Source organism: Hyphomicrobiales bacterium, from assembly GCA_030688605.1.
In the GTDB taxonomy this organism is placed as follows: domain Bacteria; phylum Pseudomonadota; class Alphaproteobacteria; order Rhizobiales; family NORP267; genus JAUYJB01.
The window spans coordinates 25203-38210 of sequence record JAUYJB010000100.1 but is presented as its reverse complement, the minus strand read 5'-3'; the positions used below and the strand labels follow the sequence as shown (position 1 = coordinate 38210).

Annotated in this window: 13 protein-coding genes; 5 read left to right on the top strand and 8 right to left on the bottom strand. The window is 62.4% G+C overall.

Annotated elements, in window-relative coordinates:
* The first annotated feature begins 3 nt into the window (after positions 1-3).
* Positions 4-957, top strand: a complete 954-nt coding sequence (locus Q8P46_10995; GenBank protein MDP2620680.1) for a polysaccharide deacetylase family protein — start codon at positions 4-6, stop codon at positions 955-957.
* 92 nt (positions 958-1049) lie between these two features.
* Here Q8P46_10995 and Q8P46_10990 read toward each other — a convergent pair whose 3' ends face one another.
* The 4 genes from Q8P46_10990 to Q8P46_10975 form a co-directional block, all read right to left on the bottom strand.
* Positions 1050-2111, bottom strand: coding sequence for a glycosyltransferase family 2 protein (locus tag Q8P46_10990; protein MDP2620679.1), 1062 nt, complete (start codon positions 2109-2111; stop codon positions 1050-1052).
* Positions 2108-3043 (bottom strand): NAD-dependent epimerase/dehydratase family protein, encoded by a 936-nt coding sequence (locus tag Q8P46_10985; GenBank protein MDP2620678.1) that lies wholly within the window; start codon positions 3041-3043, stop codon positions 2108-2110. Before Q8P46_10985 ends, Q8P46_10990 begins: the two co-directional genes overlap by 4 nt.
* A 204-nt stretch (positions 3044-3247) precedes the next feature.
* Entirely contained in the window at positions 3248-3859 is a 612-nt protein-coding gene (locus Q8P46_10980; GenBank protein MDP2620677.1) for a glycosyltransferase, read from the bottom strand.
* 73 nt (positions 3860-3932) lie between these two features.
* Positions 3933-4373, bottom strand: a complete 441-nt coding sequence (locus tag Q8P46_10975; protein ID MDP2620676.1) for a hypothetical protein — start codon at positions 4371-4373, stop codon at positions 3933-3935.
* Positions 4374-4629: 256 nt separating this feature from the next.
* On the opposite strand from Q8P46_10975, the gene Q8P46_10970 reads away from it, so the two are divergent.
* The 3 genes from Q8P46_10970 to Q8P46_10960 all read left to right on the top strand — a co-directional run bounded on the left by Q8P46_10970 (position 4630) and on the right by Q8P46_10960 (position 7690).
* Entirely contained in the window at positions 4630-5154 is a 525-nt protein-coding gene (locus tag Q8P46_10970; GenBank protein ID MDP2620675.1) for a hypothetical protein, read from the top strand.
* A gap of 472 nt (positions 5155-5626) precedes the next feature.
* Positions 5627-6352: an isoprenyl transferase gene (locus Q8P46_10965; protein MDP2620674.1), complete on the top strand. Its 726-nt coding sequence runs from the start codon at positions 5627-5629 to the stop codon at positions 6350-6352.
* A 3-nt stretch (positions 6353-6355) separates the two neighbouring features.
* Positions 6356-7690, top strand: coding sequence for a UDP-glucose/GDP-mannose dehydrogenase family protein (locus Q8P46_10960; protein MDP2620673.1), 1335 nt, complete (start codon positions 6356-6358; stop codon positions 7688-7690).
* Positions 7691-7714: 24 nt separating this feature from the next.
* Here the strand turns inward: Q8P46_10960 and Q8P46_10955 are convergent, their stop codons facing one another.
* From Q8P46_10955 to Q8P46_10940, 4 genes are all read right to left on the bottom strand, one after another.
* Positions 7715-8833 carry a glycosyltransferase gene (locus Q8P46_10955; GenBank protein MDP2620672.1) on the bottom strand — a complete coding sequence of 373 codons (1119 nt, stop codon included), beginning with the start codon at positions 8831-8833 and terminating at the stop codon, positions 7715-7717.
* A 100-nt stretch (positions 8834-8933) separates the two neighbouring features.
* Positions 8934-9227 (bottom strand): hypothetical protein, encoded by a 294-nt coding sequence (locus tag Q8P46_10950; GenBank protein ID MDP2620671.1) that lies wholly within the window; start codon positions 9225-9227, stop codon positions 8934-8936.
* A gap of 12 nt (positions 9228-9239) precedes the next feature.
* A complete protein-coding gene (locus Q8P46_10945) occupies positions 9240-10250 on the bottom strand; it encodes a glycosyltransferase family 2 protein (GenBank protein MDP2620670.1) in 1011 nt (336 codons plus the stop codon).
* Positions 10225-11499 carry an O-antigen ligase family protein gene (locus Q8P46_10940; protein MDP2620669.1) on the bottom strand — a complete coding sequence of 425 codons (1275 nt, stop codon included), beginning with the start codon at positions 11497-11499 and terminating at the stop codon, positions 10225-10227. The genes Q8P46_10945 and Q8P46_10940 overlap by 26 nt, the downstream gene beginning before the upstream one ends.
* Before the next feature lie 328 nt (positions 11500-11827).
* Between Q8P46_10940 and Q8P46_10935 the strand changes: the two genes are divergently transcribed.
* A complete protein-coding gene (locus Q8P46_10935) occupies positions 11828-12973 on the top strand; it encodes a glycosyltransferase family 4 protein (GenBank protein ID MDP2620668.1) in 1146 nt (381 codons plus the stop codon).
* Positions 12974-13008 lie beyond the last annotated feature (35 nt).

Here is a 13008-nt window from a genome sequence, read left to right as displayed (position 1 = left end):
ACAATGGGCCTGCCGATGCGGCCGAGGCCCCGTCCCCTGATCCTGATGTACCACAGGATCGCCTCCGCCAAACGCGATCCCTGGGGGCTCGCCGTATCACCGGACCGATTTGCGACGCAGATCGCTGTCCTGAAGGAACGGCGCCAAGTCCTGCCGCTTCGCACCTTCGTGCAATTGCATCTCGATGATCGCTTGCCGGCAGACGCGACGGCGATCACCTTCGACGACGGCTACGCCTGTAACGCGCGCGTCGCCAGCCCGCTCCTGCAGGACCGCAATCTGCCCGCCACGTTCTTCATAGCCACCGGAGCGATCGATAACCCTCGCGAGTTCTGGTGGGACGAATTGGAGCGATTGGTCTTCGAAACACCGGCGAGCGAGCTCGTTGCAACCATCGGCGGTGAAGAAATACCGATGGACCTGGGCGAGCCAGCGCCATCGGAAACAGACTTCAATGCCCTGGCCGAACCCCGCACGCCGCGCCAAGCCACCTATCTGCGTCTGTGGCAGGCGCTCAGGACCTGCAGCGCCGAACAACAGGCTGCCAGCCTCGGCCGCCTGTGGCGCCAGTCGCTTGGGGAGATCCCACCCGCTCGCTCGAGCCATCGTTGCATGACCGGCGACGAACTTCGGGCCTTGGCCCGCAGTGAGCTCGCCGAAATCGGGGCACACACCGTTACCCATCCTCTGTTGAGCCAACTGGAGCCAGATCGCCGGAGGACCGAGCTCTCCGCGAGCAAGGCAGCCTGCGAATCCTTCGCCGAGCGACCGGTGCGCTCGTTTGCTTACCCTTATGGCGATCTCGATGAAAGCACCGTCGAACTGGTTCGCGAGGCGGGCTTCGCCGTCGCCTGCACGACGCAGCAGAGACCGGTGACCCGCGCCATGCACGCGCTCAAGCTGCCACGCCTGCAAGTTCAGAACTGGGACGCCGATCGCTTCCAACGAATGCTGTAGAGGGCTGCCATCTGCAAGGACTGGGGCTGAGCGAGGATGTTGTCAGAGCCGCGGCGACTTGCGGGTGCTTGATCTCTGCTGCCGCCCCCCGGTCAGGTCTCCAGGACACTGCCTTCCTTGATATTCATGTGGCTGTTCAGGCTTGCCGAGAACCGAACTGGACCGTGCGCTTTGGGGTCCAGCCGAGCCCTTAGCCGACGTGCCGCAGATCTTGCCGCGATATACGGCAATCGCAAAAATATCCTTAGCGTATACAACGGGTTCATCGTCAGGAGCTGGCGCAGCAGAACCGCGCCGGATCGATAATCCAGGTGTCGGATCGCTATCAAGAAAAGGTACCGGGCATAATTCAAGCGGCCGCTTCGGATCAGCCGCCTGAATTCGGGATGGGCGCTTTGAGCATATTCGGCAACCAGGTTATAGGACCGCTGCATTTGCAACAGGTCCATCGACATGGCGCCGGCACGCTGCCGGTATCCCGTCAAATACTCCCTGACAAGCCCATATTCGTACCGTTCGGCGATTTGCACGTAGAGCTTGAAATCCTCGCAGCCTTGAGCGCCTTGCTGCCGCAGCGAGGCGTCATAGCCACCGGCCTCGATCATCGCTTGCTTTCGCATCAGGGCCGAACTGGCGCTTCCAAGGATGTTCTCGAAAAGCATCCCTTGCAGGACATCCCCCTCCGCATCCTGTCTTCTCCCCGTCGAAATCACGATTCCCTGCTCGTCGATGGATGCCTGCCACGTGTATACGAGGCCGCATCGCGGACCGCGGGATAACATGACGTCGAGTTGTTTCTCGACTTTTGTGGGCAGCCAGAGATCATCGGCGTCAATCGGAGCGATGAAGTCGGCCTTGGCCTGCGCGAAGGCACGATTTCTCGCAGAGGCGACGCCTTCATTCGCCTGCTGAATCAGGCGAACGCGCGTGTCGACCCTCGCATGCGCCTGCACCTTTGATGCGGTGTCGTCTGTCGAGCCGTCGTCGACCACCAGGATTTCGAGATTGCGATGGGTCTGCTCGCGAACGCTTCGCAAGGTCTCGTCGATGGTCCGGCCGGCATTGAATGCCGGTACAATGACGGTGACCAGCGGCGGGCCCGTCATGGTCTTCCTGCTCGCCGTTATGGCCAGGTCCGCGAGGTGGTCGTTCACGATGGTACGGTCCCCGTCTCGGCTGCCTCCCCCTCATCTTGTCCGAGCATGAACGCCTTGACCAGCCGACCGACGCCGTCTTCGACGGATGTCTCGGCGGACCAGCCCAGAACCTCCTTGGCCCGTTGGGGATCGCCCCAGAAGCGTTCAACGTCGTAGCTGCGTGGCGGATGGTGTTCGATACGCGTGCCCGGACCGCCGGCCGATTGCGCCATGTCGGCCAGCTCAAGCAGGTTTGTTCCGCGGCCGGTGACAAAGTGAATCGGAGGCAGCTCTCCTCCGGCCGACAATGCTTGGCAGAACGAGGCGATCCCTCTGGCAACGTCATCGAGCCACGTGAAATCGAAGACGTTTTCACCCCCTTCGATATGCATCACGCCACCCATTGCCGCGGCTCGGGCGAATGCCGGTACAACGCGATTGGGATGGTCGTGGGTCGAACCGAAGACGTTGGACAAACGCATGATCCCTGTGACCAGTCCCACGGCCCGCGCTTCCATCGTCATGGTCTCGGCCGCGACTTTCGATCGACCATAGACATTGATGGGCCACAGGGGCGCATCCTCGCTAACCGGCAAATGTCCGTGCTGCCCGTAGACCTCGCGGCTGCTCGCATAGAGAAACCAGGGGCGGCGGCCCGGCACTTCACCGGCTGCCCGTAGGACGTTCTTCGTCCCGTCGACGTTGGTGGCCCAGCCGTCGACTGGATCTTGCTCGCACCAGATGACGCGGGAGACGGCGGCCAGGTGCACGATACCGTCAAAGCCACGGACGCGTGCGCGCAGCGAATCGAGGTCGCGAATGTCGCCGAAATCTCCCTCCGACGGACTGCCCCGAAGATCGAAGGCTTCGCTGGTCGCCCCGATCGCCTCTAGCGCCGCGCGCAGTCCCGACCCGATCAGTCCAAGGCCGCCCGTAATCAACACCCTCATTACGCGGTACGCCTCCGCTCCACAGGTGGCCATTTCGAATAGTTCGGAAAGCGCAACGCGCTGGCTACCGTCTATTAATTAAACTCATTTGAGAGTCTACATGAGAATCACCGCCCGGTCAGGATATGAAGGCAGACCGCTAATCTACCCCGTCGAAGATGCCGAAATCGGTGTCCTGAAAGGATCCGGTTCGTTGTCGACACGTTACGCTTTTTTTGCACGCCGGGGCGTTGCGCCCGCGAGCACCTCCTGGCCCCGTTGTCGTAACGTCTGGGGATTGAATTGCCTCATCATGTCGGCGTGCGCGGTCTTTCCCAGACGCCGACGCAGGGCTTCATCTTCGGCCAATTTGTGAAGCGCCCTGGCCAGCGCCTCGCCATCGACCCCGGCCAGTTTGAGCATGTTGGTGCCCTCCCTGCCGTAATCGCGGATTCCACCGACATCGGTGGCGATCACCGGTAGGCCGATTGCCATCGCCTCGGCAACGACGATGCAGAAGCCCTCCGTATCGCTGAGATTGACGAAGATATCAGCGTTGATGGTCGCGCCCTCGGCGTACCATCGCGCCGCATAGCCGTGCAGGCGCACAGCACTCCCGAGTTCAAGCCGTTCAATCTGCTTCTCCAGGCGCGCCCGCTCGGTGCCTTCGCCGAAGATGTCAAGCGAGACGTCGAGCGTATCCCTGAGCCGTGCCAGGGTCTCGATTATCAGCGCAAAGTTCTTGCGCCTCACGAGCCGTCCGGCGGCGACGAGACGCAACGGCCGATGCGATGCGTAATCGGTCTTTGGCGTCGCCTGCGGATCGACATGGAACAAGGGCACGACATGTTCCGCCCGCGAGGCGGGAAAAGTAGCCCCGCGTGTCCAAGAGCGTCTGGCTGCAGTCGGCTCACACCTCGTCGACCCGGACAGAAAGCAGCCGCAAAACGGGCCGGTACAACCCCCCGGCCCTGCGTGCGTGAAATTGGGAGTTGTGCTCAAACGACGCGCAGCGCAGGCCAGGAAAGAACATGAGGACGAATCGGCCGATGACATTTGCCTGCTTGAGGGACAGGACCACCAGGTCGGGAGGATCGGCCCGAAGGATCTTGAAAAGCGCGGCGGCGCCCGCCAACAAGGCGCGCAGCGACAGCTCTTGGTTGTCGCTCACGAGGGTCAAGCGGTTCGGCGGTAGACTGGCCGCGATTTCGTCGGCGAGAACCCCGTGCCCGCGGCAAAAGCCGAATACGGTCAGTTCGTGCTCACCGAAAAAACCGCCGCGGATCAAGGTGAGCAGACCGTGCTCCGCTCCGCCTGGATCGAAGCCGTTAATCACGTAAAGGATGCGCACCGTTCCTCCGACCGAATCTCACCGTCCACACAAGATCTAGAGCGGACGAGCAGTCAGGCCAACCGGCCTTGTTCGGTCCACCGATGGACAATGTAACCGAACGGAAATGCTGATAGCCTGCATTGTGAACCTGCTTGAGCAACATGGGCAGAGCCATTACGGCTAGCACGTGGCGGAAGGCCCGGTCCGTTCGAATTCGAATTGGGCGGGCAAACGCATTGTCAATGGATGACCGCGATAAAGGCTTGTTCGGTCGATGTCACTATCTCTGTTTCCATTGTTGAATATCGCCAAGAATACCATACGGCGAAAAAATCTGGTTACCGTATTCAATAAGTCGATTTCGCACCTGACGGAACGCCAGACCGCTGCGCAGAAGCAAGAGATTTTGGACTGGTACGATAGAGAAAGCATTTCACTTGAGGACCTTGCTACCGGTCTTAGCCAGGCTCTCTGGTCGGAAGCGAAAGGTTTTGGCGACACGCTGGCGGCGAACGCTTCGGGTGCATTGCGCCGCGCTCACACCTCATTCGGAGGCGGAGGCGTTCATCGCCTGCTCTTTTTCCTGACCCGGTTGCGTCACCCCATGACCGTCGTCGAGACCGGCGTTGCAGCGGGTTGGTCGAGCGCCGCATTTCTCGAAGCGCTGGAAAGGAATGGCGATGGGGGCCGGCTGTTTTCAAGCGATTTTCCCTATCTTCGCCAAAAGAATCCGACGGCCGATATCGGCCTGCTGGTGCCAAAGCCGCTTCGTGCCAATTGGCGGTTAGAGTCCGTTTGAGAATTCACTCCAAAGATCATTTTGCGCCGTCGTTACAAAAAACGCCATCTTGTCGCCTCGCTCGCGATGGCGGAAATCCGCCACTTTCGGCGCTTCACCATTTCGCGCCCAGGCACAAGTTATCGGCTCGATGGCATTTCTCAAACGGGCACTGAGCCCGCTCTGAAGATGAGGCCGCTTCATAGCAGCAACGCCAGCCCTCGTCGGTTTCCGCACAGATCTGCTATCGGCTCCGATCCGACGTGCGATTTGCCTTGAGTTCTGTTTGCTCAAGTCGAGCGTTCCAATAACGTCACAGCCCTTGCGCGTTATTCCGGATTGCCGCAAAAACGAGTCGATTATTCTTTGGTTCTGATCTCTGGTCCAGTTATAAGAGTGTATGGCAAGTACTCAGTTTTCAAGAATGTTTCAAAAGAACTTCAGAAGTGCGCCTGAGCAGTGCAGACGGGCCGAACCCGAGTGCCGGGAGGCCCTGCCGCGGCGGATGCCGCGCCATGTCGCCGTCATCATGGACGGAAACGGACGCTGGGCGCTCGGGCGGGGCCTGAGCCGCACCCAGGGCCATCGCCGCGGGGTCGAGGCGGTGCGCCGGATCGTCCGCGCCGCCAACGGGCTCGGCATCGAATATCTGTCGCTTTACGCCTTCTCCAGCGAGAATTGGTCGCGGTCGGCCGACGAGGTGCGCGAGCTGATGGGTCTGATCAAGCGCTTCATCCGCCAGGACCTGGCCGAGCTGCACGAGGCCGGCGTCAAGCTCAGGGTGATCGGCGCCCGCGACAATCTCAGCGACGATCTGGGCAAGCTGATCGACGATTCGGAGGCGTTGACCAGGGACAATCGCGGCATGACCCTGGTCGTCGCCTTCAATTACGGCTCCAAGGACGAGATTGCGCGGGCCATGCGCCGGGTCGCCGAGAAAGTGGTCAGCGGCGCGGTGCGGCCCGAGGAGATCACGCCCGGCCTGCTCGATGCCCATCTCGACACCGCCGGCATCCCGGAGCCGGACCTTCTTGTGCGCACCAGCGGCGAGCAGCGCCTTTCCAACTTCATGCTCTGGCAATGCGCCTATACGGAGCTGATCTTCGTCGACGCCCTGTGGCCGGACTTCGACGGCGAGACGCTGCAGCAGGCGATCGATGAATATCATCGGCGCGAGCGCCGCTTCGGCGGCACGAGCGCTCGTACCCGGGGACAATAGAGCATGAAGGTTGCCGTTATCGGATCCGGCTATGTGGGTCTCGTGTCCGGCGCTTGCTTCGCCGACTTCGGCCATGACGTTGTCTGCGTCGACAAGGAGGCGGGCCGGATCGAACGGCTCAACCGGGGCGAGATGCCGATCTACGAGCCGGGCCTCGACGTGCTCGTCAACGGCAACCGGTTCGCCGGCCGACTGGCCTTTACGACGGCGCTCGCCGAGGCGGTGAAGGGGGTCGACGCGGTGTTTATCGCCGTCGGAACGCCGGCTCGCCGCGGCGACGGCCACGCCGACCTGTCCTACGTCTATGCCGCGGCAGACGAGATCGCCACGACGGCGGATCCGGGAACCGTCATCGTCACCAAATCGACGGTGCCGGTCGGCACCGCCGACGAGGTCGAGGCCATCGTGCACAAGGTGCGCCCGAACGTCGATTTTTCCGTCGCTTCCAACCCGGAGTTCCTGCGCGAGGGGGCGGCGATCGACGATTTCAAGCGGCCGGACCGGGTGGTGGTCGGGGCCGAGGACGAGCATGCGCGCGAGGCGATGCGGGCGCTCTACCGGCCGCTCTACCTCAACGAGACGCCGATCCTGTTCACCGACCGCCGCACGGCGGAACTGATCAAATACGCGGCCAACGCCTTTCTTGCCACCAAGATCACCTTCATCAACGAGATGGCGGATCTATGCGACAAGACCGGCGCCAATGTGCAGGATGTGGCCCGCGGGCTCGGGTTCGACCGGCGCATCGGCGCGAAATTCCTGCATCCGGGACCCGGTTTCGGCGGCTCCTGCTTTCCCAAGGACACGCTGGCGCTGGTCAAGACGGCCCAATTGTTCGACGCACCGACGCGCATCGTCGAGGCGGTGGTCGAGATCAACAACAACCGCAAGCGCGCCATGGTCGAGCGGATCGAGGCGGCCTGCGGCGGATCGGTCAGGGGCAAGACCGTCGCGGTTCTAGGCCTGACCTTCAAGCCGGAGACCGACGATATGCGCGAGGCGCCCTCGCTCGATATCGTCGCCGGACTGGTGGAGCGCGGCGCTCATGTGCGCGCCCACGACCCCAAGGGCATGGAAGAGGCGAGGAAGGTGTTACCCGCCGCCGTCACCTATTGCGAGGGTCCTTACGAAGCGGCCGCCGGCGCCGACGCGCTCGCCATCCTGACGGAATGGAATGCCTACCGCGCCCTCGACCTCGGGCAGCTCAAGGAAGCTCTCGCCGCGCCCCTTATCGTCGATCTCAGGAACATCTACCGGCCGGAGGAGATGGCCGAGGCGGGCTTCACCTATGTCAGCCTCGGGCGGCCGACGGCATCCACTGGTTGCTGCTCGGATTGATTGTTATCGCGCTGAAGATTGGACTCAGGCCAATTCTCGCACTTTGCTGCCGAGCACCTCCCGGCCGCGTCTCCGTAACCCATCGGTACCATATTCCGCCATCATGTCGGCCCGCGCGGCTTTTCCCAGGCGGCGACGCAATTTCTCGTCTTGGGCAAGCCTTTGAACGGCCGTGGCAAGCGCCTTGCCATCAGGCGCTGGCAGCTTGATCATGTTGACCCCGTCCCTACCGTAATCGCGGATGCCGCCGACATCGGTGGCGATCACGGGTAGCCCGATGGCCATCGCCTCGGCGACCACGATGCAAAAGCCTTCCGTATCGCTGAGATTGACGAAGATGTCGCCACCGACGGCTATCTCCTGAGCATACCATCGGGCCCTATAGCCGTGCAAGCGCACGGCATTCTTTAGATCGAGCCGGTCAATCCGTCCCTCAAGCTGAACCCGTACGTCGCCATCGCCGAAGACGTCAAGTCTGACCTCGAGAGAATCTCGGAGTTGCGCGATGGTCTCGATCATGAGGCTGAAATTCTTTCGGGGAACCAAACGCCCTGCGGCGACGAGACGCAAGGGCCGGTGCGCCGCATAGTCCGTCTTCGCCGGACAGTCCGGCTCGACGGCGAACAGCGGCACGACATGCTCGCGCCGCCGCCGACGCGAGAAATAGCGGCGCGTGTCGATAAGCGTCTGGTTGCCGTCCGCCCAAACCTCGTCGACCCGGAAGGACAGCAGCCGCAGCAGATACCGATAGAGCGCCTCCGCCCGCCGCGCGCGATATCGCGAGATGTGCTCGAAGGAGACGCAGCGCACGCCGGGAAAGAAGACGAGCACGAAACGGCCGACGACATTCGCCTGCTTGAGGGAGAGCACCACCAGATCGGGCCGGTCTTTGCGCAACGCCTTGATGAGGGCAAGCGCGCCCTTGAACACCGCCCCGAGGGAAAGTTCTTCCTGCTCGCTCGCCAGATGCAGTTTTCCGGGCGGGAGACTGGCCGCGACGTCTTCGGCGAGCCTGCCACGACCGTGACAGAAGCCGAGCACGGCTAGCTCGTGGCCGTCGAAGAAGCCGCCCTCGATCAGGGTCAGAAGGCCATGCTCCGCCCCGCCCGGATCGAAGCCGTTTATGACGTAGAGGATGCGCATGGCGCCGTATCCGGGAACGGTGGGTGGCCGACTGCTTTGTGGTCCGCATGACCCGCTACGTCGTTGGCCGGTCCGGCGCTCATTCGGCACGAGTGCGGCATCAGCGCTGCGCCCCGAGATAGGCTGCGGCGATCGAGTGGGCCTCGACTGTGCCGGCGCTCTTGCGGCCGAGGAAATAGACGCCGTTGGCGCCGTCGATCTTGTGGGGCGCCGGGATGAACCGGTCGAGCAGCGGGAACAGGGCGACCGGAAGACTCAATAGATCGCCCGCGGTCTTGCTGCGCGTGAGCCCGCGCAGGAAATATCGGCGCGCCCAATAAAGCGATAGGCCCGGCCGGTCGGCCGCGCCAGGCTGACGCAGCAACGGCTGAATTTCCAACAGATCAGCGAGCATCAATGTCCACCGTCATCGGAAAAACAACCTGCGCGCTACGTGCACCGTGTGATAGTACCGCTTCGCCCGTCGCCTGAGCGATTGCCCTGGAAAGATGGACAACAGAAGATAGATATAGGTACGCCAGAAGAGCGGATCGCATCGCAGCGCTTTAGCCAGGTACCGAAGCCCCTTTGCCCGCTCGCCCTGGACGATGCAATCGTTGCCCGTTCGCGCATAGCGCCGCGCTCTTCGTTTGTCGGCAATCGGCGCGAGCTGGGGATTGCGCTTGGCAAAGCGTCGCGTCGTCTCCTCGCCGACCGGCAGCAACGCCTCGAGCCGGCTCGTCAAATTCGCGCCATGCCGGCGCTTGTAGGTGAGGCCGCCCGGCACATGCTGGAAGCGCCATCGCTCAGCAATGCGCAGAAACATCTCCGTGTCCTCGCCAAGCCGCAGATTGACATCGAACAACCCGACATCCTCGAAAACCGCTCTCCGGATGATCGCGCTCGACGGGAGTATGGGAGCATCGTGAACGAAATATTCGGCAAGCGTTCGTTCACTGTCGGCGTGATAGGCGCGGACGGTTATGAGTTGTGCATCGGAAGCATCGTCTTTGGTAAAATCCATGAAATCGGAATAGACGAGCCCCACTCTGGCGCCGGCCGCGAAGGCCGGCATCTGCCGCTCCAACTTTTCGGGCACCCAATAGTCGTCGCCATCAAGTAAAGCGATGAACTCACCGCTAGCTCTGGCGATGCCGAAATTGCGGGCGGCAGGAAGCCCGGAATTGGCGATATGGAGTACTTTTAGCTGCGGCTCCGCCGTGGCCATCGCATCGAGGATCCCGGCGCTCCCATCCGTCGAACCATCGTCGACAATGATAATCTCCGCGATCTTGTCGAAAGCGGTCTGACCGAGCACACTGCGGACCGCCTGCGCGATATATCGCCCCTCATTGTGGCAGGTCATGACGACTGAGACGCTCATATCTTGTTCTCGTCGGCCATCCGGTTGATCACCGCGCAGATGCCGATCGTCCAAGCGCCGAACGCAGATGACCGTAAATAGGCGTCGTCGCCGTGACCGCGCGCTGCATCCGGTTGCGCAGAGCGAACACGCAGAACTCGGGCGAAAGCGAAATAATGACCAAAGCCACGAGCGAATGGGTTCCTGCGGCTTCCAGGGAAAGGTAGAAGAAGGTTGGAACGAAAAGAATGACCGGCAGCAGGACGGCTTGCTCCCGGCTGATGATCCACGCACGGGCTGCCGTCATCAGGACGCGCAGCAAGCGCGTCAGCGCTATCCCCCAAATAGACAGATAGAGCATCAGCCCGACCAAGCCGTTTTCCACCAAAATCCGCAGGATCTCGCCGTGCGGCGACAATCGCATGAATTCGGGAAGATACGCGTAGCGGGCTTCGATCGTGTCGCGATAGGCATTGGTCCCGACGCCGATGATCGGGTGCCGCGTGAACAGTTCCATCGATACGGTCGCGGCAAATTTGCGCTGCGCATTGCTCATGGATTCGGGCATTTCTCCGGCAGCGATGGCCGAAAGCGACAGGGTCGAACCCAGCGGATCGAGGATCGTTCGCACCTGGCGCTGCAGATAGGGGTTGTCGATCATCGATCCGAACAGGCCGACCAGCACAATGCCTGCCGCCATCGCCGGAACCGTAATCAACAGGCGGCCGCGCGCGGCCAGCGCCGCGGAAAGGATGAGATAGATGGCCAGCGCCTTGCGCTCTCCGGAGAACAGTATGACGACGCCTAACCCGGCCCACAGGAGCCAATAGAGCCTGCGGGTCTGCCCCCCTGAACAGAGCAGCAGACATCCAAGGACGAGAGGAAGGAAATTGAAGGCGCGCTTCGGGTCGAGGAGACGCTTCCAGCCGGTCCAGAACCCATGGTCGACATGCCAGTAGATGTTGTAGGCGGTAATCAGCAACAGGCCGACCAGCATCAGCCGGCCGAGCTTGGCATGGTCGATCCTGTCCGCCTGAGCCGCCAGGGTGAGCGCGAAGGCCGTGACGACCGCGATCTGAAGCCCCTCCCGCAGCCCGTTTTCTAGGCCGACCGTCGTCGCCGAAAACATGTGCCAGAAGAAATAGGGCAGGAGAATCAGGAGCCCGGCGGTAAGCCGGAATTGCATCCGACGATGGCCGCCAAGCAGCGTCAGCAGGAACATCACGGCGACGAGGCCGTCGAACGGCCGCAGCTGAACGAGGCCGGTCTTCACCTTGAACGCCGTGAAGAGACTGAGCAGGGCCAGCGCGATAAGATGATTCATGTCAGATCCGCTCCAGCCCCCATGGCGGTTTACGATTTTCTTCTCCACCCCCGCAACGTTTTGTTACCCTATCTTACAATCGCCACGTCAAAAATCACGGTCGAGGTGCCACTTGGCGCCGTCTCCTTGGATGCAGCGTTAACATGAGTGCCGATCTGGCGAGACCAGAAATTCGCTCCATCTTGGCGATTTTGCCCGTTTCATCGCCTCCGATCCCTGCTATCTACGTCGTCACCCGGGAGCCGAGCATTTGAGATTACTGCACGTTGCGTCGTTCTCACCCAGGCATTTGGGGGGCAGCATGGAGTCGCGCCTTCCGCGCATTGTCATGGTCTTGCCGACCTATCTGCCTGAGTCTTTCGGTGGAGCAGAGCAGCAGTGTCGGCGATTGTCCACAGCTTTGGCGCGGCGCGGGGTTGGAGTCGCCATCCTGGCGCCGCGGCTCAAGCGCGCGACGCCCGCCCATGAAACGGAGGGCGCGGTGACCGTCCGCCGCTTCCGCCTGCGCAGCGCGCCCAACCTCGGCGGTCGGCACATGGCTTCATATTTGGTCTGGTGCGCGTGCATCCTTGGCTGGCTGTGGCGGCACCGCGGGGAATACGACCTGATCCATATTTTCCATGGCCGTCTGCACGCCGTGCCGGCGGTCGTTGCCGGTGCCATGCTTGGCAAGCCGACGTTGATCAAGATCGGCAGCGGCGGCCCAGAGAGTTTTGACTTGGGTGTGGTTTTTCGCAAGCGGCTCTTCGGGCGCACGTTCGCGCGGCTCATCGCCCGCCACGCGAGCGCCTATGTCGCCAACAGCCGCGAGATCGCGGACGATCTTCGCCGCTGGGGCATCCCGGAGAATCGTATTCATCGCATCCCGAACGGCGTCGAGCTGCCCGATCTCGACGCGGCGCCGCGCGCGGGCGGCGGAAACAGCTTTGTCTTTCTTGGCCGGCTCGACCGGGAAAAGGCGGTCGACCTGATGATCCGCGGCTTCGCGCGCCTGCCGGAAAGGCGCGCGCGCTTGGCCATCGTCGGCGACGGCCCCTGCCGCCGCGAATTGGAAGCGCTGGCCGACGAGCTTCGCGTCGCCGGCCGAGTGACCTTCGCCGGCGCTCTTTCCGATGTCGCGTCGGCGCTGCGGGCGGCCGATTTCTTCGTCTCGACCTCCTTGTCCGAGGGCATGTCTAACGCCCTTCTGGAAGCCATGAGCTTCGCGGTCGTGCCGCTTGTTTCGCGCGTCAGCGGGGCCACCGACATCGTCGAGGACGGATGTTCCGGCCTTCTGTTCGATCCCGGCGATCTGGAGGCCTTCGTCGCCAAACTCGAAGCGGCCCTGGCGCTGCCGCCCGGAAAGCGCCGCGCGATGGGCAAGGTGGCGCGCGAGACGGTGCGCCAAAAATTCGGCATCGATGAGGTGGCGGAGCGGCATGTGGCGCTCTACCGGGCCTTGACAGAGGCCGCGCGTGTGCAACCATGCCGGTAGACGGGAGCGGCGCTCGGCAACATTTAATTCGGGCC